21 protein-coding genes are annotated in these 21,057 nt (G+C 33.0%); 12 read left to right on the forward strand and 9 right to left on the reverse strand.

Going from position 1 to position 21,057, the window contains the following annotated elements; genetic code table 11:
* Positions 1–44 precede the first annotated feature (44 nt).
* The 6 genes from ACP7AQ_RS07615 to ACP7AQ_RS07640 all read left to right on the forward strand — a co-directional run bounded on the left by ACP7AQ_RS07615 (position 45) and on the right by ACP7AQ_RS07640 (position 4,218).
* Positions 45–209 carry a hypothetical protein gene (locus ACP7AQ_RS07615; RefSeq protein WP_426092095.1) on the forward strand — a complete coding sequence of 55 codons (165 nt, stop codon included), beginning with the start codon at positions 45–47 and terminating at the stop codon, positions 207–209.
* A 12-nt stretch (positions 210–221) separates the two neighbouring features.
* Positions 222–689: a nucleotidyltransferase gene (locus ACP7AQ_RS07620; protein ID WP_426095020.1), complete on the forward strand. Its 468-nt coding sequence runs from the start codon at positions 222–224 to the stop codon at positions 687–689.
* A 4-nt stretch (positions 690–693) separates the two neighbouring features.
* A complete protein-coding gene (locus ACP7AQ_RS07625) occupies positions 694–921 on the forward strand; it encodes a hypothetical protein (protein ID WP_426095021.1) in 228 nt (75 codons plus the stop codon).
* Positions 922–923: 2 nt separating this feature from the next.
* Positions 924–2,213 (forward strand): glycosyltransferase family 4 protein, encoded by a 1,290-nt coding sequence (locus tag ACP7AQ_RS07630; RefSeq protein WP_426095022.1) that lies wholly within the window; start codon positions 924–926, stop codon positions 2,211–2,213.
* A 42-nt stretch (positions 2,214–2,255) separates the two neighbouring features.
* On the forward strand, positions 2,256–3,716 hold the full coding sequence (locus ACP7AQ_RS07635; protein WP_426095023.1) for a lipopolysaccharide biosynthesis protein: 1,461 nt from the start codon (positions 2,256–2,258) through the stop codon (positions 3,714–3,716).
* A gap of 202 nt (positions 3,717–3,918) precedes the next feature.
* Positions 3,919–4,218 (forward strand): hypothetical protein, encoded by a 300-nt coding sequence (locus ACP7AQ_RS07640; RefSeq protein WP_426064776.1) that lies wholly within the window; start codon positions 3,919–3,921, stop codon positions 4,216–4,218.
* A gap of 3 nt (positions 4,219–4,221) precedes the next feature.
* Here ACP7AQ_RS07640 and uvrA read toward each other — a convergent pair whose 3' ends face one another.
* A complete protein-coding gene (uvrA, locus tag ACP7AQ_RS07645; RefSeq protein ID WP_426095024.1) occupies positions 4,222–7,017 on the reverse strand; it encodes an excinuclease ABC subunit UvrA in 2,796 nt (931 codons plus the stop codon).
* A 425-nt stretch (positions 7,018–7,442) separates the two neighbouring features.
* Here uvrA and ACP7AQ_RS07650 point away from each other — a divergent pair, with 425 nt between their 5' ends.
* Together ACP7AQ_RS07650 and ACP7AQ_RS07655 are read left to right on the forward strand one after the other, a co-directional pair.
* Positions 7,443–8,027, forward strand: coding sequence for an RNA polymerase sigma factor (locus tag ACP7AQ_RS07650; protein ID WP_426092089.1), 585 nt, complete (start codon positions 7,443–7,445; stop codon positions 8,025–8,027).
* A gap of 52 nt (positions 8,028–8,079) precedes the next feature.
* The gene (locus ACP7AQ_RS07655; RefSeq protein ID WP_426064787.1) at positions 8,080–8,223 is read left to right on the forward strand and encodes a hypothetical protein; all 144 of its coding nucleotides are present in this window, start codon (positions 8,080–8,082) and stop codon (positions 8,221–8,223) included.
* Between the two features lie 106 nt (positions 8,224–8,329).
* Here the strand turns inward: ACP7AQ_RS07655 and ACP7AQ_RS07660 are convergent, their stop codons facing one another.
* Positions 8,330–8,980: an endonuclease III domain-containing protein gene (locus ACP7AQ_RS07660; RefSeq protein ID WP_426095025.1), complete on the reverse strand. Its 651-nt coding sequence runs from the start codon at positions 8,978–8,980 to the stop codon at positions 8,330–8,332.
* 90 nt (positions 8,981–9,070) lie between these two features.
* Between ACP7AQ_RS07660 and bcp the strand changes: the two genes are divergently transcribed.
* Entirely contained in the window at positions 9,071–9,523 is a 453-nt protein-coding gene (gene bcp, locus ACP7AQ_RS07665; protein ID WP_426095026.1) for a thioredoxin-dependent thiol peroxidase, read from the forward strand.
* 189 nt (positions 9,524–9,712) lie between these two features.
* On the opposite strand, the gene ACP7AQ_RS07670 is transcribed toward bcp, so the two are convergent.
* Positions 9,713–11,173: a TonB-dependent receptor gene (locus ACP7AQ_RS07670; protein ID WP_091205268.1), complete on the reverse strand. Its 1,461-nt coding sequence runs from the start codon at positions 11,171–11,173 to the stop codon at positions 9,713–9,715.
* Positions 11,174–11,267: 94 nt separating this feature from the next.
* Here ACP7AQ_RS07670 and ACP7AQ_RS07675 point away from each other — a divergent pair, with 94 nt between their 5' ends.
* Together ACP7AQ_RS07675 and ACP7AQ_RS07680 are read left to right on the forward strand one after the other, a co-directional pair.
* Positions 11,268–12,032: an MBL fold metallo-hydrolase gene (locus tag ACP7AQ_RS07675; protein ID WP_426095027.1), complete on the forward strand. Its 765-nt coding sequence runs from the start codon at positions 11,268–11,270 to the stop codon at positions 12,030–12,032.
* Between the two features lie 11 nt (positions 12,033–12,043).
* On the forward strand, positions 12,044–12,544 hold the full coding sequence (locus ACP7AQ_RS07680) for a hypothetical protein (RefSeq protein WP_426095028.1): 501 nt from the start codon (positions 12,044–12,046) through the stop codon (positions 12,542–12,544).
* Between the two features lie 60 nt (positions 12,545–12,604).
* Here ACP7AQ_RS07680 and ACP7AQ_RS07685 read toward each other — a convergent pair whose 3' ends face one another.
* The 4 genes from ACP7AQ_RS07685 to ACP7AQ_RS07700 all read right to left on the reverse strand — a co-directional run bounded on the left by ACP7AQ_RS07685 (position 12,605) and on the right by ACP7AQ_RS07700 (position 16,913).
* On the reverse strand, positions 12,605–13,252 hold the full coding sequence (locus ACP7AQ_RS07685) for an alpha/beta hydrolase (RefSeq protein WP_426095029.1): 648 nt from the start codon (positions 13,250–13,252) through the stop codon (positions 12,605–12,607).
* A 5-nt stretch (positions 13,253–13,257) separates the two neighbouring features.
* Positions 13,258–13,605, reverse strand: coding sequence for a hypothetical protein (locus ACP7AQ_RS07690; RefSeq protein WP_426095030.1), 348 nt, complete (start codon positions 13,603–13,605; stop codon positions 13,258–13,260).
* Positions 13,598–14,863, reverse strand: coding sequence for a dihydroorotase (locus ACP7AQ_RS07695; RefSeq protein WP_426095031.1), 1,266 nt, complete (start codon positions 14,861–14,863; stop codon positions 13,598–13,600). The genes ACP7AQ_RS07690 and ACP7AQ_RS07695 overlap by 8 nt, the downstream gene beginning before the upstream one ends.
* 121 nt (positions 14,864–14,984) lie before the next feature.
* Complete coding sequence (locus ACP7AQ_RS07700; RefSeq protein ID WP_426095032.1) at positions 14,985–16,913, reverse strand: BatA domain-containing protein; 1,929 nt, start codon at positions 16,911–16,913, stop codon at positions 14,985–14,987.
* 182 nt (positions 16,914–17,095) lie between these two features.
* Here ACP7AQ_RS07700 and ACP7AQ_RS07705 point away from each other — a divergent pair, with 182 nt between their 5' ends.
* Positions 17,096–18,208 (forward strand): lactonase family protein, encoded by a 1,113-nt coding sequence (locus tag ACP7AQ_RS07705; RefSeq protein ID WP_426092080.1) that lies wholly within the window; start codon positions 17,096–17,098, stop codon positions 18,206–18,208.
* A 158-nt stretch (positions 18,209–18,366) separates the two neighbouring features.
* On the opposite strand, the gene ACP7AQ_RS07710 is transcribed toward ACP7AQ_RS07705, so the two are convergent.
* Both ACP7AQ_RS07710 and ACP7AQ_RS07715 read right to left on the reverse strand, forming a co-directional pair.
* A complete protein-coding gene (locus tag ACP7AQ_RS07710) occupies positions 18,367–19,719 on the reverse strand; it encodes a DEAD/DEAH box helicase (protein WP_426092079.1) in 1,353 nt (450 codons plus the stop codon).
* 91 nt (positions 19,720–19,810) lie between these two features.
* On the reverse strand, positions 19,811–21,043 hold the full coding sequence (locus tag ACP7AQ_RS07715) for a YaiO family outer membrane beta-barrel protein (RefSeq protein ID WP_426095033.1): 1,233 nt from the start codon (positions 21,041–21,043) through the stop codon (positions 19,811–19,813).
* Between the last annotated feature and the right edge of the window lie 14 nt (positions 21,044–21,057).

The raw sequence follows: 21,057 nt of genomic DNA on the forward strand, positions 1-21,057 counted from the left end.
ATTTGATCTAATAAATTTCGAATACATTCTAAATTTTTAAAGCAATGGGTAAAGTCAAATTAAATCACGCACCTCCGTCAGTTATGGAGGCAAGATATATTGAAGAAACAAGACAATTGACTTATCAACAACGTTTTGAAAAACTGATGGCAATAATCGAACTTTCTTGCGTATTAAAATCGGCAAAAAAATATTCAAAATCAAAATAATTTGAAACAAATATGCAGAAACAAATAATAGATGTTTGGAAGTATTTGTCAGAAAACAATGTAAACTATCTAACCATCGGTGGATTTGCTGTAAACATTTATGGCTACGGAAGAAATACAGGAGATATTGATATTTTCATTGAAGATACGATTGCTAATCGTGAAAATTTGAGAAATGCTATTAAACAAATGGGATTAGGTGATTTTGAAAGTATTAAAACGATGCAATTCATTCCGGGTTGCACAGATTTCACTTTAAATATTAATTTTAGATTGGATATTATGACTTCCGTTAAAGGTCTAGAAAATAAGCCTTTCGTAGTACTTTTAGAAAAAGCAAATATCATAGATATAGATGGAATTCCGGTTTTTTTTATTGATTACGATAATCTGATTATTGCCAAAAAAGCAGCCAACAGACTGAAAGACCAGCTCGATATTGAAGAGTTGGAGAAACTAAATAATAAAAATATTTGTTAAAAGTATGATAGAATTATTCGGTTTAAAATCGTTTCAACAAATATTGTTTTGGCTTTTTCTTGTAGGAATTATTATTGGAGTTTTATTAACACTATACTTCATTAATCGGGACAAATTTAGATTAATATTGTTATTACCGTCGTTACCAGTTTTATACTTTATTTCAAAAGGATTGTATAAAAACAGTAATTCGTTTTTTATGGATTTAAAATCAATTACTACAAAAGCCTAACTTTGGAACCCAAGAAAATTTTAATAATTACTTATTATTGGCCTCCTGCTGGAGGACCAGGAGTGCAACGTTGGCTTAAGTTTGTCAAGTATTTGCCAGATTTTGGCATTCAGCCGATTGTTTATATTCCGCAGAATCCTACATATCCTATTGTTGATCAAAACTTGGTAAAAGAAGTTTCGGAGAAAGCCATTATTCTGAAACAGAAGATTTTTGAACCGTATCAACTGGCGTCTTTTCTTTCGAAGAATAAAACAAAAAAAATCAGTTCAGGAATTATTCCAAATCAGAAAAAGCAATCTTTTCTGGATAAAACCTTTCTTTGGATTCGTGGAAATCTTTTTATTCCCGATGCGCGTGTTTTTTGGGTAAAACCATCGGTTGCTTTTTTGGAGAAATACATCGTTGACAATAATATTGATACAATTGTTACTTCAGGACCGCCACACAGTCTGCATCTTATTGGATTGGAATTAAAACAAAAATTAAATCTGAGATGGTTTGCTGATTTCCGTGATCCATGGACGACAATTGGCTATCACAAATCATTGCGATTGTCGAGTTTTGCTGCCAAAAAACACAAAGTTTTAGAACATCAGGTTTTAAATTCAGCCGATACCATTATTGTAACGAGCAAAACCACCAAAACCGAATTCCAGGAGATTACCACTAAACCTATTGCGGTAATAACGAATGGCTATGATAAGGAAGAAGTTGAAAAACAAACGCTGGATTCTAAATTTAGTTTAGCACACATCGGTTCTTTTTTGTCGGAAAGAAATCCTCTGATTTTATGGGAAAGTTTGGTTGAATTAATTCATGAGATTCCAGATTTCAAATCGCATTTCGAAATAAAACTAATCGGAGCGGTTAGTCAGGAAGTTTTAGAAACGTTAAATCAATTCGGGCTTAATACGTATTTGAATAATTTGGGTTATGTTTCCCATTCGGAAGCGATTGCGCACCAACGAAAGTCGCAGGTTTTGTTGCTTGTCGAAATTAATTCGGAAGATACTAAAAGCATTATTCCGGGAAAATTATTTGAGTACATGGTTTCAAACCGGCCTATTGTTGCCATAGGTCCTAAAGATTCAGATTTTGCTGAGATTATTACGAATACTAACACGGGTGTGTTTTTTGATTATTCCGAGAAAGTAAAACTTAAAAGTGTAATTTTGGACTTTTATAATCAGTTTTTGAAAGGTAAATTACAATCAAATGGAGTCGGTTTACAAAATTATTCCAGAAGAAACCTAACGAAAGAATTGGTTGAATTGCTTAACAAAATGTAAATTAGAAAGTGAGGTTTCTCAATACTTCGCAATGATAAAATAATGGGAATAGTATTAAATCAGTCTTTAAAGAATACAATAATTACCTATTTGGGTTTTGGAATTGGTGCAATAAATACGCTGTATTTGTATCCTGTTTTTTTAGGAGATACTTATTATGCTGTAACAGGTTACATTCTATCTTGTGCAAATGTAATCATGCCTTTATTTGCAATAGGGATGCAAAATACGTTAGTGAAATTTTATTCGCAATATGAGTCAGAAGAGGAAAAATCCAGATTTTTATCTTTCACCGTGTTGTTTCCTTTAGTTTTGTCTATTCCTTTAATATTGTTAGGATTACTTTTTTTTGATGATATTTTATTCTTTGTAACAAAGAAAAACCCGGTAGTTAAGGATTTCATTTGGCTTATTCCATTTGTAGGATTATGCATGGCTTATTTCGAAATTTTTTATGCTTGGGCCAAAGTTCACATGCATTCGGTTTTTGGTAATTTTGTTAAAGAGGTAGGATTGAGATTGTTTTCATTATTTGCGTTGATTTGCGTTTATTACAGATGGATAACAGTTGTGGAGTTCGTTTACGTGACTGCAGGAATTTACTTTTTGGCATTAATTATTACAATGGGTTATGCTTATTATATTAAAAAGCCTGATTTCCAATTTGCAATACCTTCTAATGTAAAAAATATAATGGAGTATACTTTTTATATTATTTTATCAGGGAGTGTAGCTAATTTGCTATTGGATGGGGATAAAATTATGCTTAACCAATACATGATTATTGAGAATATAGCGTATTACTCCGTTGCTACTTATATTGCTTTGGTTATTTCTGTTCCAAGTCGCGCGATGCACCAAATTGTCTATCCAATTACGGCCCGACTGATGCATGATAACAAATTTGAGGAATTAAATATTTTGTATAAAAAGACATCTATTAATTTACAAGTCGTGGGTGGCTTTGTTATGTTGGGTATATTTGTCAATATCAATCAGTTATATGAAATGGTTCCCAAAGAGTACAGCGGTGGTATTTTAGTTGTATTTATGATTGGATTATCTAAATATTTTGATTTAATATTAGGGAATAATAATGCAATAATTTTTAATACAAAATATTACAGAGCTGTGTTGTTCCTCGGTGTTTTTTTAGTTGCTTTAGCTATTGGGTTGAACGCGATTTTTATTCCTTTGTACGGGATTATGGGATCTGCGTTTGCAACATTATTATCAATAACATTATATAGCATAGCCAAGTTGCTTTTTGTGGTGAAACGTTTGCATTTGTATCCATTTACAAAGCAAACATTGTATTCTATGGGAATCACATTGCTATTGTTTCTTTTGTTTTATTTTTGGGAATTTCCTTTTGACCCAAAAATAGCAATAATATTAAAATCAGTTTTATTAACTATTTCTTACATTTACATTAATTATAAATTTGTTATTTCGGTCGAAATTAATCAAGCTATCGATGTTGTTTTGAAAAAGCTAAGATAAATTAGGAGCGTTTCTGTTGGATAATAAAAAAAAATAACTGTTTCATTTCCTATTACTTATCGAAAGTTACTTTAGCTTTTTTAACAAAAAGAAATCAAATATCACTAAAAGTGGGTATTGTGGAATTTTAAATTTACTATTATTTTTGCAAAGTCAGTTTTATTAAAGACAGCAAAAAAGTATTTAAATTTCAATGATAAGCATGAATAGTAATAAAAGTACAAGCGATGATAATTTAATCAAATTTTTATCTATAATAGCCGATAAAACCAATGATGGGTTTGTAGTATTAGAGCGAAACGATAAGTTACCTTTTGTCGTTTTATTGAAAAAGAAAAAAAAGGTTGATCATGTTTTTAATTTTTGCATCTTTTGCGCTACTCTTGGACTTTGGTCTATAGCTTGGATTTACATTTCGCAAGTTTCATCAAAAGCTAAAAAGATTTTAATAGCAATTGATGAAGACGGAAATCCTTTTGAAGAAAAATGTTACATGGGATAATATTTATAATTTATCTTTCAAATATTTTCCCGTAACAGATTCTTTTATTTTTACAACTTGTTCCGGAGTTCCTACTGCAAGTAATTTGCCACCATTTTCCCCGCCCTCGGGACCTAAATCTATGATCCAGTCCGCGCACTTTATTAAATCAAGGTTGTGTTCGATAACAATAATCGAATGCCCTTTATCAATTAATGCATCGAAGGAAGCTATTAGTTTCTTGATGTCATGAAAGTGCAATCCAGTTGTAGGTTCGTCAAAAACAAATAAAGCTTTATCTTTTGTAGCTCCTTTTACCAGGAATGAAGCGAGCTTTATTCGCTGTGCTTCTCCTCCGGAAAGTGTAGAAGACGATTGTCCTAATTGCACATAGCCCAAGCCTACATCCTGTAAAGGCTGTAATTTTTGAGTGATTTTAGATTGTTTATTTACTATAAAAAAGGCAATAGCATCATCGATTGTCATCGTTAGTATATCGTGAATGTTTTTACCTTCAAAAGCGACTTCCAGAATTTCTTTCTTGAATCGTTTTCCGTTACAGGTTTCACACGGTAATTGAACATCGGCCATAAAAACCATTTCTACGTTTATAGAACCTTCTCCTTTGCAGGTTTCGCATCTTCCGCCATCAACATTAAAAGAAAAATGTTTGGCCTGATACCCTCTTATTTTTGATAGTTTTTCTTTGGCATACAATTCCCGAATGTCATCATACGCCTTAATGTAAGTCACAGGATTTGAACGGGAACTTCTTCCTATTGGGTTTTGATCAACGTATTGAATGTGTTTAATTTGTGCAAATGAACCTTTCATTTCTGTAAACTGTCCTGCTTTTTCACCTACGTTTTCCAATTTTTTTTGCATGGCCGGAAAAAGGATCTTCTTAACAAGAGTACTTTTTCCACTTCCAGAAACTCCTGTAATTACCGTCAATACATCCAGCGGAAAAGTAACATCAATATTTTGTAAATTATTTTCTCGTGCTCCTTTTATGTCGATAAAATTCTTAAATAATCTTCTTTTTTTAGGGACAGTAATTTCTAAATCACCATTTAGATATTTCGCTGTAAGTGAAGTCGATTTTAATATTTCGTCGTAGGTTCCCTGAGCGACTAAATTCCCGCCTAAAGTTCCGGCCTCCGGACCAATATCTATAATCATGTCAGCAGCTTTCATGATGTCTTCATCGTGTTCTACTACGATAACCGTATTTCCTAAATCCCGTAAGGAAAGTAATACTTTTATCAAGCGTTCTGTATCTTTTGGGTGTAACCCAATACTTGGCTCATCTAAAATATACATGGAACCAACTAAACTGCTTCCAAGCGAAGTTGCTAAATTAATACGTTGCGATTCTCCTCCGGAAAGTGTTGCTGAATTCCTGTTTAATGTCAGATAATCCAATCCTACTTCGGTTAGAAAAGACAAACGGTTGTTGATTTCCACCAATAATCGTTTGGCAATTTGTTTTTCATAAACATCTAAATCAATGTTTTTGAAAAAAGTAACCAAATGTTTTATCGGTAAATCAACTAAATCAGAAACTGTTTTTTCATTAATTTTCACGTAGGAAGCTTCAATTCTTAAGCGTTTTCCTTTGCAGGAATGACATTTAGTTTTTCCTCTGTAACGCGAAAGCATCACTCTGTTTTGGATTTTATAATTCTTTTCTTCCAATTCTTTAAAGAAATCATTTAACCCCTGAAAATAGGTATTTCCATTCCAGATTAATTCTTTTTGGTCTTCAGATAATTGGTAATATGGTTTGTGTATTGGAAAGTCAAATTTGTACGCCTTACTTACCAGTTCGTCACGAAACCAACTCATACTTTCGCCTCGCCAAGGGAAAATAGCATTCTCAAAAACGGATAATGTCGTATTTGGTATAACTAATTCGGCATCAATACCAATAATATTTCCATAACCTTCACAAACAGGACATGCTCCGTATGGATTATTAAAACTGAATAAATGAACGTTTGGTTCCAGAAATGTGATGCCGTCCAATTCAAAATTATTGGAGTAGGAATACTTTTTATCAGAGTTTAATTCTTGTAAATGGCAAATTCCTTTTCCTTCAAAAAAAGCAGTTTGAACCGCATCAGCAAGACGATTGTAAAACTCTTCTTCTGCGGAAGTGTCGTGATTAACCACTATTCGGTCGACGATTAAAAAGATTTCTTTTTTATCTAATGAGTCTGGTAAATCGTCTAAACGAATCATTTCATTATTTACCAATATTCGGGCAAATCCTTGTTGCAAAAGGACTTTTAGTTTGTCTTCCAATTTTCGTCCTTCTTCCAAATGAATAGGCGCGAGCAACAACCATTTGCTATCCAATTCAAAATTTTTCACATCGGAAACGACATCAGTGACGGTATTTTTTTTGACTTCACGACCGGAAATTGGGGAATAAGTTCGTCCTATTCTGGCAAAAAGTAATTTTACGTAATCATATATTTCTGTTGAGGTTCCTACCGTCGACCGCGCGTTTGTCGTATTCACTTTTTGTTCGATAGCAATCGCAGGAGCAATTCCCTTAATATATTCTACTTTTGGTTTGTCCAATCGTCCAAGAAATTGTCTCGCATACGAAGATAAACTTTCTACATAACGGCGCTGTCCTTCGGCATATAAAGTATCGAAGGCCAAACTTGATTTTCCTGAACCCGAAAGTCCTGTGATAACCACTAATTTATTTCGGGGAATAGCAACATCAACATTTTTTAGGTTATGTACCTGTGCACCTTTTATGATGATATTTTTCCTTGGATCCAATTTCGAAAGGTCAACTTGCATAAAAATGATAATTTTTACAAAAGTAATCAATTTTCAACAGAGAAAAGGGAATGAACAACTCACAAATAATCATTAAAAGCACGGTTGAAAACTGATTTTTCTTCTGGTATAGTTTTTATGCATAAATAAGTGAAACTAAAATAAGCAGACCTTATTTTAGTTTTATTTTTATTAAAATTTTTAGATTAAATTAACGCTTTCTTATGCATCGGCATGCTATTTGTGTGGTAAATGTGAAAAAAGAAGATAAATTTTAACAAATTTAAATTTTGAAATGTTAATTTTTATTAATTTTACTTGCATGGTAAAATAATAATTAGTTAAATTTGAAAACTGAACAAACCTAAACACACTTTAGCCTATAATAAAAAACTACTTTTTAGAGAAAACTCTCCAATTTTAATTAAAAACTAAAAAGTATTATTATGGTTAATATACAACTCCCAGACGCGTCATTAGTTAAGGAATATGTCGCAGGTAATGAGGATGCCTTAGCTAAACTAATAAAGAGGCATGAGGGAAAAATATATGGATTTATTTATTCTAAAATCCCGGATAGAGATATTACCAACGATATTTTTCAAGATACCTTTATCAAAGTAATAAAAACCTTGAAATCAAACTCTTACAATGAAGAAGGTAAATTTTTACCGTGGGTAATGCGTATATCCCATAATTTAGTAGTTGATCATTACCGAAAAACCAAAAAAATGCCAATGTTCAGGGAAACAGAGGAATTTTCAATTTTCTCTATTATGTCTGATAATTCCTTGACGATAGAAAATAAAATAATATCTGAACAAGTTCAAATGGATTTACAAAAGCTAATTGAAGGACTTCCTGCTGATCAAAAAGAAGTTTTAGTCATGAGAATGTATCAAGACATGAGTTTCAAGGAAATTTCGGAAATAACTGGAGTGAGTATTAATACTGCATTAGGAAGAATGCGTTATGCTTTGATGAATTTGAGAAAGGTAATTGATAAGCACCAAATTGTTTTAACCAATTAATAATATTTTGAAAAGTGCTGCGTTGTAATGTAAAACAAATACATATTACTTTATGGCAAAAACTTACTCAAAAAAATCATTATTTTCTCAAGTAATGAAACCAAGTAAAGAAACAATTTCTTTTTTATTAGGCTATTCAAAAGCGTTAACCATAATAGAAATAGAAAATATAAGTTTTGAAATTATATCAAATTAGAATCTATATAATTCCAAAAGAAATAAATTTTAGTAGCCCAATTCGGTAATGAAAAAAAAACCACTGATTTTAAATAGAATTAGTGGTTTTTTTGTTTGTCTTCAGTTTATTTTTTATAATATGCATCGAGTACCGTTTTTCGGCCAATTGTTTTGGTAATACTATCCTTTTCTAAATCCCAGCCCCGAGCCGGAGAATATTGTCTTCCGTACCAAATAATCTGAAGATGCAGGTCATTCCAGATTTCTTCAGGAAAAATGCGTTTCGCATCTTTCTCCGTTTGAACTACGTTTTTTCCATTGGTTAAATTCCATCGATACATTAAGCGATGAATGTGTGTGTCAACAGGAAACGCAGGAACTCCAAAAGCTTGCGACATGACGACACTAGCCGTTTTATGTCCTACGGCAGGTAGTTCTTCCAGAAATTCAAAGCTTTGCGGAACTTTTCCATCATGTTTATCAATTAATATATGAGACAAACCATGAATACCTTTTGATTTCATTGGAGATAAGCCACAAGGTCGAATGATTTCCTTAATTTCTTCCACAGACATTTTTATCATATCATACGGATTATCTGCTTTTGCGAAAAGTAAAGGTGTAATTTGATTCACGCGCACATCGGTACATTGGGCAGAAAGTAAAACCGCAATCAATAAAGTATAGGGATCTTTATGATCCAGTGGAACTGGAATTGTAGGATAAAGTTCTTTTAACGTATTTATAACAAAAGTTACACGTTCTTGTTTATTCATTATTAGTTAAATTTGATTGGCAAAGAAAAACAATTTCAATAGCAAAAGCAAAGTGCAACTTTAATTCAAATAAATAAAAAAATATAAATAATGACAACATTAAAAAAAGGAGATAAAGCCCCTAATTTTTCTGGTCTTGACCAATCGGGAAAATCACATCAATTAGCAGATTACGCAGGAAAAAAACTGGTGGTTTTCTTTTATCCCAAAGCAAATACGCCAGGTTGCACCGCAGAAGCTTGTGATTTGAGAGACAATTTCGAACGTTTTCAAGCTAATAATTATGCATTGTTAGGCGTAAGTGCCGACAGCCAAAAAGCACAAGCTAAGTTTAAAGATAAGTATGAATTTCCTTTTCCATTACTTGCGGATGAAGATAAATCCATAATTCAGGCTTTTGGTGTTTGGGGACCTAAAAAATTCATGGGTAAAGAATATGACGGAATTCACAGAACTACATTTGTAATAGGCGAAAACGGAATCATTGATGAGGTGATAGCTGATGTAAAAACTAAAGCTCATGCGGCACAGATACTAAAATAAGCGTTTAGTTACTACTCGTTTCAAATTATGTTTTCATAAACTGAATTTAGATTATTAAAGACAAAGGAAAGTCCAGACTTGAGGTAATAATTGACCGCAGTTCTGGACTTTATTTTATAACTTTTATCGAAATTTAAGACGGATTCTGATATTAATTATATCTAAAAACTGATTATTGACTATTATCAATTAATTGCTTTCATTCAAGACTTTATTTGGATCAAATCCAAAAAGTCTGTGTTCTTTAATTATTTCTGCAATACCAGAAGGAAGCATTTGTTCCCAGCCCGGTTTTCCATGATTTATCATATTCAAGACTTCGCGGGAGAAAACCTCTAAAATCGTAGGATCATAATCATCAATATCAACTACTTTTCCGTTGAATTTAAAGAATTTATAGAGTTCTTTCATTCTTGGATGTACTTTTAAATTCTCGGATGTAATAATTTCTCCATTTTCTCCAATCATTGGATATAGGAATACTTTCATATCGCGATAAAATAATTTTCCAAAAGCTTCCAGAATTCCACCACTTAAATGACGGTAATATTTTTCGTCAAAGATATCTACTAAATTATTTACGCCCATGGCTAATCCCATTCTGGCTTTGGTATAATTAGCGAAATACTCGACCACTTTATAATATTCTTGAAAATTAGAAATCATAACTGTTTGTCCAAGAGAACACAATAATTCAGCTCGATCCATAAAATCCCGTTCGTCTATTTCTCCATCAGAACGCAAGTTGGATAATGTAATTTCAAAGACAACTAAAGTATTTTCGGCATTTACCTTATTTTCATTAAGGAACATTTTCAATGATTTCTCATACATGTCCATATTTACTTTTGTAACGGGACGGAAACTCCCTCTAAAAGCAAGAATGTTTTTCTTGTAAAGTATGGCTGCAGGAAGAATGTTTTTTCCATCAGGATTAAACATTACAGCATCAGTCATTCCATTTTTCACTAATTGTAAACTCATCAAACGATTGTCTACATCAGCAAAACGGGGCCCTGAGAAATTAATTGTATCTATTTCTAATTGATCTTTGTCTAAATGATCGTATAAATAACGCAATAATCGCTTAGGATCATTGTATTTGTAATACGCACCGTAAATCAAATTTACGCCAAGAATTCCCAGTGTTTCCTGTTGTAAACGAACATCAGTTTCTTTAAAGCGAATGTGAAGAATAATCTCGTTGTAATCCTCATCCGGTTCAATTTGATAACTGATTCCAACCCAGCCATGTCCTTTAAATTGTTTAGCAAAATCAATAGTAGCTACGGTATTGGCATAACTAAAAAACATTTTGTTGGGATGTTTTTCTCTGCTCAGTCGTCGTTCTATAAGATTTACTTCATGAGAAAGCATTTTTTTTAATCGGCTTTCCGTTACGTATCGGCCGTCTTCTTCTATTCCATATACAGCATCACTGAAGTCTTTATCATAGGCTGACATTGCTTTTGCAATTGTACCTGAAGATCCACCAGATCTAAAAAAATGTCTTACAGTTTCCTGTCCTGCTCCAATTTCTGCAAAAGTTCCATAAATATTTTCATTCAAATTGATACGGAGCGCTTTATCTTTAGTAGAAGGAATTTGTTCGATGATTTTATCACCTTTTAATTTAATTTCTGTATCCATTTTCTTTTAATATGGCTAATATTTGTCAAAGTTAATGAATTAGGTTTCTAATGAAAGAGAATTAATCCTATTTTTGTAAACAAAATCAAGAAAGTTGAAGGTATATTTTTTAGGAACTGGTACGTCACAAGGGATTCCCGTTATTGGGAGTAATCATCCCGTATGCAAAAGCACTGATTTTAAAGACAAAAGACTACGCGTTTCTGTATGGATTTCTTGGGAAAATTATTCTTTTATTATCGATTGCGGACCTGATTTTAGACAGCAAATGCTTTCGTCTAATTGTCAAAAGGTGAACGGCATTCTTTTTACCCATGAACATTCAGATCATACTGCTGGAATTGATGATATTCGACCTTTTAATTTTAAACAAGGAGAAATTCCAATTTATGCACACCAGCGAGTGATTTATAATTTAAGAAAGCGTTTCGATTATGTTTTTGAAACGGTTGATAAATATCCCGGTTCTCCTTCCGTAAAAACTATCGAAGTTATTAACGACCAGCCATTTGCTATTGGAAACAAAACTGCTGTTCCAATAAATGTTTTGCATGGAAATCTTCAGGTTTTTGGGTACCGAATTGATGATTTTGCTTATTTAACAGATGTGAAAACTATTGAAAAAACAGAAATAGCCAAGCTAAAAAATTTAAAAGTTTTGGTTGTGAATGCGTTACGAGAAGAACGGCATGACACACATTTCAATTTGAAAGAAGCGTTAGAATTCATAACTTTGGTGCAACCAGAAAAAGCGTATCTCACGCACATCAGTCATATAATGGGATATCATGAAGAGGTTCAAAAAAATCTTCCCGCAAATGTTTATCTTGCCTACGATAATTTAGAAATTAAAATTTAATTTTATTAAAAATGAAACGATCATTATTCCTTTATCTCACTATTCTAGCTGTTCTTTCTTCAATTTTTACGTATATGTTTTTGAGTAAACAAGTAGCTTTCGAACAAAATAGATACAAAAAAACAACAACAAAGTTAAAGGACAGTTTAGCCTCGGTTACTAAAAGATTAGCGGATGCCAACTATTTTTCTTTGGAAAAAAATGAAAATGCGCAAAACTACTTTGATTCTGCAAGTTCTGAAAAAACAATCCAATACGAGAAATTAATTCCTTACGTCACTGAAAAATTATTAGATTTTAATTCCAACCCAAAAGGAAATCCTTACACTGGTCAAGATCAAATTGGTGCCAATAAATTTATTATCAATAAGGCAAAAATACTAAATCACAGATGGATTATTGCTGACTTTAGTGATGGTGAAATTTGGGGTGAGGTTTTATTAAAATATTTTGTAAATGCAGATGACAGTATTTCATTTGAAGTAAATCAATCCTTATTATACCAAAAATAAATATTCAGTCGCAGCTTTCAGAAATTGTCAGTATTGAAAACTGCGACAGCTTACTAAATACTACTTTTCCTGAAGCCAATTTTTAAAGTCATAAAAATTTTGTGGAGCTACTCCATGACCCACAGGATATTCTTTGCATGTGATATTTATTCCTAAATTTTCTACTATTGCAGGTGTTTTTCTTGCCCATTCCACTGGGATTACTTGATCTACAGTTCCGTGTGAAGCAAATATTTTCAAGTTTGTAAAACTATTTTTAAGATAATCATCAGCCATAATCTCTAAATTCAAATATCCACTCATAGCTACTACTTTCTGAACTTTTTCTGGGTATGAAAGTGCCACAGCATAACTTAGGATGGCGCCTTGGCTGAAGCCAACTAAAGCAATTTGTTTCTCATTAATTGGATAATTAGCAATTAGCTCATCAATAAATCCAGCGATTAAATCCCTTGAAACTTTAGCTTGTTCGTGGTCAGAAAATTTGTTTTCATCCGCATCGAAGTTGATTGCGTACCACGCAAAAGCACCATTTTGCATATCATAAGGCGCACGTGCCGAGATTATGTAATATTCTTCCGGAAGTTCAGTAGCAAATGAAAATAAATCATCTTCATTGCTGCCGTACCCGTGCAATAAAAGGATAAGCGGATTTTTGTCTAATTTTATTTTAGGTTCTCGTATTTTGTATTTTAAGGATAAGTTCATTGTAATTATGATATGTTTGATAACCATTTTTGATAATAAGTTCCCAGTAAAGGAACTGGTTTTGTTTCTCCTTTTATAGCAGTATTAATTCCATAAGACCACAAAACAAAGACGAAAATCCACATTGGAGCCGAAATCAGTAAGCTGTCAAAATTACTGATGATTAATCCCAATGATATAAAAGTTAACGTGAGTCCAAGTCCTTGGCGAATGTGAAAAGAAGCAAACTCATTTTTGTCTTCGGAGTTCATGGACATCGCTATGAAAACACCAATTCCTAAAATATAACTGGTTATGGCAGCGGTCTTTCCTGACTCTGAATTATTATTATTATTATTATTATTATTATTCATTTTTTTCTGATAAAATTAATTTTCCTTGATTGATAATCCCATAAACTTTTCCTTTCATTTCTGTTTGCAGAAATGCGGAGTTTTTTGATTTTGATAAAATTGATGATTTTGTGAAAATGCTTTCTGGTTCTGGATTAAACAAGGTAATATTTGCTTTAGACCCTTCACTAATCTTTTCTGTGTCGATACCAAAAGTTGTTTTTCCGGATGTCAATTTATCTATTACGATTTCTAATGGTAAGACTGTCATCAAAGCACCAAAAGCACTTTCCAATCCAATTGTTCCATTTTTCGCATAATCAAATTCCATTTTCTTATGTTCAATATCTATCGGATTGTGGTCGGATGTAATCATATCGATCGTACCATCTTTTATTCCTTTCAGCAATGCTTTTCTATCAGTTTCAGTTCTAAGTGGCGGCGAAACTTTATAGCGGGTGTCAAAACCTTCCAGTTTTTCATCGGTTAAAACCAAATGATGCACTGCTACGCTACACGTTACATTAAGTCCATTGGCTTTGGCGTCTTTGATTAATTGAACTGATTTTTTAGTCGAAATTGTCGGGATATGTAGTTTTCCACCGGTATATTCTAACAAAAATAAATTTCTGGCAAGTTGTAATTCTTCAGCAAGATTTGGAATTCCTTTCAGTCCCAATCGGGTAGAAACAATGCCTTCATTCGCCACTCCGTTTCCTTTTATATTTTCGTCTTGTGAAAAAGCGATGAGTAATCCATCAAAATCCTGAACGTATTGTAAGGCAATTTTTAGCAAATTAGCATTGTCTAAACTTTTATTATAATCTCCAAAGGCAACTGCTCCAGCTTTTTTCATATCATACAATTCAGCCATGTCTTTTCCTGCACTCTCTTTGCTCAAAGCGCCAATAGGATAGAGTTGTGTTGCAAATCCTTGTGCTTTATTTAAAACAAAATTTACTTGGGATTGATTGTCAATAACAGGGAAGGAGTTGGGCTGTAATGCGATTGCCGTAAAACCGCTTTTGGCAGCTACATTAAGTCCGTTCGAAATGGTTTCTCTATCTTCAAAACCAGGTTCTCCAAGCGAAACGCTACTGTCAAACCAGCCTTGTGATACGTGAAGATTGTCAAGTTGTATTTCGTCTGCTTTATCTGGATTTGGAATCGAAGTTCCAATTTTTTTTATAAAACCATCAACAATTAAAATATCTAGAGTCTTGTTATGAAAGGGACTTTTCGAATCGATAATTTTGGCACCTCTGATAATTAATTTCATATATAGATAATATTTGTTTTTTTGATGGAATATGGAATTCGCAGAGCTGTATTAACTCTTACGACCAATTGATGGTCATGCTTATTTCATATTAATTTTTTAATTATTGGACCTTCGTTAATTACTTTACGAATCGTATAATTGCCATTTCGGTTATTAGAAATAACAGCGCAAAGATAACAAACCATTTCCAAAGTTGATTATCAGTTCTGTCAGTTTGTAAAGTGTCAAATAGCGATGAAATTGATTCGATTGTTTTATATTTCGAAAGAATATTTTCATTGCCTGAAGCCAAATCACTTTCAGTTCTGCTGTAATTGAAACTGATGTTTTCAATCCATTCTTTTTTATTGCAAATGCTGAAATTTCCGGCTTGTTCCGGATAATCATTGAAAGTCATTTTGACTTTATTATTCAGAATTTGTTGGATAGGAATAAATTGTTCGTCCAAACCTTTTACAGTTAAAATAGCGTCTTTGTTTAATGATGCCTCTGTCAAATGCGGGTTGTTATTTCCTATTATCAAAGCATTTACACCGTTGTTTTGATTGTTCATCGCCATCTTGTAAAATGTAGGCACAATTAATGGAGATTGCTGGAAATTTGAATTTTCGATGTTGATAGGAGCTGCAAAAACAGCAACAGCTGAAACCGAATTTGCTATCGAAGTCAAAAAAATACTTTGGTCTTCATAAGACAAAGCCGCAGGACTGGAACTGGATAATAAAAACGAACTTTTTGTCTTTGGATATTCGAAATTAGTCACTTTATTTTCAAAAACACCTGTGAATATAGGATGATTGAAGTTAATTTTAGTTATCAGCTTTTCTCTGTTTTCTAAAGAATTAAATTTTAGATTCCCAAAATTCGATACAAAAGAATTCATACTAGTGGTTGAAATTATTGCCGAAGGAATTACAATTAAATTACCGCCTTTTTCTACAAAAGATTTCAAAGTGGTAGCCAAAGCTTGCGGAATTTCATCCAATTCATTTAAAACAATCGCATCTTGTTCTTCCAAATTATTGTAATCTAACGCGCTTAAAGTATAATTGTTATAATTGAATTCTTCACTGGTGTAAATTCGGGACAGGAAATTGCTTTTTGTCGGTTCTCCAATGCTGATTATGCTGGTTTTATTAGTTTTAGAAATACTAAAAAACAACGTATTGTCATAAGATAATCCATTGTCAACTATGGAAAAATAGCCATGAAAAGCTTGTTTTGGAATCGTAAAATTCAGCTTTTTTTTCTTGCTGTTCAATGGTACTATTGTCTTTGCAATAAGCTTGTTTTCATTGTACAAAGAAATTGGAATCGGGTTGAAATCATTTCCATAACCGGATATTTGGACACTGATTTCATAAAAATTGTCTAATGTTTTATTGATGAAAACACTATCAATAGAAACGTTGTTTTTTTGTTCTGCTTTTGGGATTATAAAGAAAAGAGAATTAGTAGCATCACTGTTTTTCAGTTGTTTTTCATTCAGACCTACAGCATCGGTAATGACAATGATATCTTTTTTAAAAGCTGATTTATGCGCTTTTAACTTCGCTAACATATTGTCTAATTGAAAAGGAGTAGCACTGTATTTTAGATTTTGCAAAGCACTACGAACAGACTTAATATCTGTGTTCCAATAATTTTCGGAAGTGGTGAGCAAAGAGAAATTCACGTTTTCCGGAGTTTCTTCGAGTAGTTCCTGAACGGCTCTTTTCAGCAATTCACCTTTTTTACCTTTGGCTTGCATGCTAAAAGAATTGTCCAAAATAATGTAAAGTTCATTACTGGCATTTTTGCTGTCTTTTGACTCAAAGAAAGGTTGTGCAAATGCTGTAATGATAAACGTTAGCAATAATAATCGGCAGGCGAGAAGTAGCCATCTCTTGATTTTAGAACTTTTTCTGGTTTGAATCGAAAGTGCTTTTAAGAAACGAACATTAGTGAAATATTCTTTTTTGAAACGGCGTAATTGAAATAAATGAACCAAAATTGGAACAATCAACAAGAACAGAAAGTAGAAAATTTCGGGATGTTTAAAATGCATTCTGAGCTTGAGTTTACTTCACTGAATTTGGTTTTCAATGGAATTCATTGAACTTCGTGAGTCAAAAATACAAATTTGTTGACAGTTTTAGATGAAGTTGTTAAAAATTTTCAAAGGAATAAACAATTGAAATTCTTTCTGAATATAATGTGTATTTTAGCTGTACAATAAAATTTAAAAACATGAAAAAACCATTTGCTGTTGTTCTATTAATTTTCATTTTTACAAGTGTTCAAGCACAAAAGAATAAATTTAATCTACTGATTGGAACCTATACCCAAAGCTGCGATAGTAAAGGAATTTATGTGTATGAATTTGATTCAAAGACAGGTGATTTCAGTTTTAAAAATGCGACTGAAAAGGTTATAAATCCAAGTTATTTGTCAGTTTCAAAAGATAATAATTTTGTTTATTCCGTGAATGAATTTGGGGCTGAAAGTACCGTAAGTTCTTTTAGTTATAATCCAGCAAGCGGAAAATTAGACTTAATTAACAAACAAAGTTCAAAAGGTGCTAATCCTTGTTACATTATAAACGACGACAAAAATGTAATTGTTGCAAACTATTCTGGCGGGAACATCTCCGTTTTTAATAAAAACAACGACGGAAGTCTTGCTGAAGCAAAGCAAGTTATTCAACATTATGGAAAAGGAACTAATGCGCAAAGACAAGAAGGTCCTCATGTGCACATGGTTCATTTTTCTCCAGATAAAAAGTTTGTTTTGTCCAATGATTTAGGTAATGACAAATTATATTCATATGCTTACAATCCTAATGCTGCACGTACTGTTTTAGAAATTAAAGATACCATTTCAGTGAAGTCTGGAAGTGGACCGAGACATTTGACGTTCAGTAAAGACGGGAAATTTGTTTATCTATTACAAGAACTTGACGGAGCTTTAACCGTATTTAGGTACTCAAACGGAATATTAAAAAAGATTGATGAAACCACTGTTCTTGCAAAAGACTATAAAGGGAATTTTAGTGCTGCGGATATCCATATTTCGCCGGACGGAAAGTTTTTATATGCTTCTAATCGCGGGGAAGCCAATAACATTACAATTTTTAAAATTCAAAAAAACGGAAAATTACAATTGAATGGACAAACCAGCACTCTAGGAAAAGGACCTAGAAATTTTGCCATTGATCCAAGCGGCAATTTTCTTTTGGTAGCACATCAATTTACAAATGATATTGTAATTTTTAAGAGAAATAAAAAGACTGGTTTACTTACTGATACTAGTAAAAAGATTGCGTTGTGTTCTCCGGTTTGTTTGGTTTTCACAAAGAATTAAACTAAAAAATTCAATAATATTCATAGAAAAAGGGTTGGAAAATGATTTCTATTTTCCAACCCTTTTTTACTATTTATTTTTGTTTTAATCTTTTATCCTTCATGCTAAGCAAAAAAAGAGGACAAAGAAACGGAACACTAAAAACGGAATACTGATCGTTATTTGTTCTTGTCTTTTCTCTTTTTGTCTCTGGTTTTTAGCATGTTTCTGTTTACAGAACCGTGTGTTTTTTTCTTGGTAACACCAGGTCCTCCCAAATTGACTTTCTTATTCTTTTTACTTTTCTCTTGAAAAGCACCATCTCCGTCAAGTTTCTGTTTTTTCATCATAAACTTAATCGGTTGTCTGTCTTTTTCAGGCTCGATTAATTTGGATGAAACTTCAACGCTTTCCGGGAAAGGCTCAATCGCCAATTCCATATTCATAAGTACTTCGACCTCTACTTTAAATTCTTCTTCACGAGGTGCGATAAAACTTATGGCGGTTCCTGAAGCATCAGCACGACCGGTTCTACCAATTCTGTGCATATACAATTCAGGCATTTCGGGCATTTCAAAATTGATAACGTGGGTAATATTCGAAATGTCTAAGCCTCTAGCCATAATATCAGTGGTAATCAGACCACGTAAATTTCCTTCTTGGAAGGACGCCATCGTGCTCAAACGATAATTTTGTGATTTATTAGAGTGAATTACTCCAAACTGACTATCAAAATCTTCTTCGATTCGCTCGAGAACCATATCCGAAATCTTTTTATTATTGACAAATACCAGAACACGACTCATGTCCTCGTTATTTTGCAACAGGTGTTTTAGAAGGTTTATTTTGGTATTGAAATTAGGAACCTTGTAAGATAATTGTTTGATGTTTTCTAATGGAGTTCCTGATGCCGAAAGTGTAACTTCTTCTGGATAATCAAAATAATCATTCAAAATTGCATCTACTTCATCGGTCATTGTAGCGGAAAAAAGAATGTTTTGACGTTTTTTAGGCATCATCGCCAAGATAGCTGTCAGTTGGGTACGAAATCCTAAATTAAGCATTTCATCAAACTCATCTATGACCAGCTTTTGCATTTCTTCAAAACGAATTACATTGTCCAGCGTTAAGTCCATGATTCTTCCCGGAGTTCCCACCAGTATGTCGCAACCTTGATAAACAGTCGTTTTTTGAGTATTAATATTGACACCACCAAAAATCCCAATAGTTCGAACCGACATGTATTTTGTCAGTTTTTCTACTTCCTCAACTACCTGAACCACAAGTTCGCGAGTAGGTACCAGAATAACTATTTTTGGAGTATGTCCGGGTGTGAATTTATATAATTTTAATAAAGGCAATAGGTAAGCAAATGTTTTACCGGTACCCGTTTGAGCGATTCCCATCATATCTCTTCCGGACATTATCACAGAAAAGGTTTTTTCTTGAATAGGAGTGGGTGTTGTAAATCCTAAATCGTCGATCGCTTTTTGTACGGATTTAGGAAGGTTGAATTGCTCAAAAGTAGTCATTTGCTTAAATTTTTTGCAAAGATAGTCTTTTTGAAAGTAAAACTATAAAATCTACTGTATTCAAGGAACGGGCAATTTGTTTTGCATTATTTTATTTGAATTTTAAATCCCACGAAAGAGCTAATGAATAAATCCAAAAGAAATTCCCTTGGTCAAATATTATTTCCTGGTGTGAAACCGCAAATTGTGCACCCCAGGCGTTTTGTTTATTTGCAGAAGTAAAATAATAGCCCAGATTGATTCTCTGAGATTCCAAATCAACAAATTTGGCTGCATTTTCATTGATATTAAATTGATTAATTTCCGGTGAAAAACCCACACTGACAGCTACGCCTAAATAATTATCAGCATCACTTCGGTATTTTCGATAGTTTAAAGTCCCGGATTTGCTAATTCCTGCTTCTCCGGGAGTAAAGTAGGGACGGAACGATAAATAACTATTTCCGGTGTACCAGCCTATTGATCCAGTGTAGATATTGGTGGTAGTATTGTACTTCAAGGTCCGGAATCCCAATGAAACTTCGAAGCTTTTAGGCAACGATTTGAATAATTCAGCACCATATTTTACGTCAGGAAACAGAAAAGTATTAGCAATACCAACATTTACATAGGCGTACAGTCCTTTTGCAATTTTTGGGTACAAATCCACTTCATATTGCAATCCATTTTCGTTAAATCTCCTATTGAAATTTACTCTTCCTATAATACTTCCATATTTGGTTTGTCTCCTGTACGTCAACGCATAATACTGCATTGGGTCAAAAACATCGGAATAAATATCCACTGAAGAGGTTATTCCAATCGCATTTCGGCTCAAGCCATTGTTTAACGTCGCTTTATAATCTTTGGCTTTCTGGTCGTCAGGATTTTGATCCAACACGAATTGAATCGTACTTAATGCTTCTAATGGATTATTTGTATTTTCTTGCGCACTTGCTTTCAATAACAATAACTCGGAGTCATTAGGGAATGTTTTTAACGCGTTATTCGTCATTTCTATTGCTGCAAACGGCAAGTCACCCCACAATTCATTTTTTATGGCTGCCATCCAAATAGTTTTATTCTCTTTGTCTTTCTCCAGAACATAATTAAATTCTTTTCTGGCTTTTTTATATTCACCGTCCCAAGAGTATGTCGTTGCCAAAAATGATCTTACGTCATGGTAATCAGGATATTTTGTCAGGATAAATAATAAGGTGTCCTGCGCTTGTTTCCGCTTAAGGTTGAATGCTAGATTACGAGCATTTTCGAAAGAAGCATCCGGATCACCATCAAATTTAATTTCTTGTCCGGACACTTGAAAGCTGCCAAAAAGTACGAACATAAAAGTTAATTTTA

The sequence above is a fragment of the Flavobacterium sp. DSR2-3-3 genome, from assembly GCF_049896585.1.
GTDB lineage: Bacteria > Bacteroidota > Bacteroidia > Flavobacteriales > Flavobacteriaceae > Flavobacterium.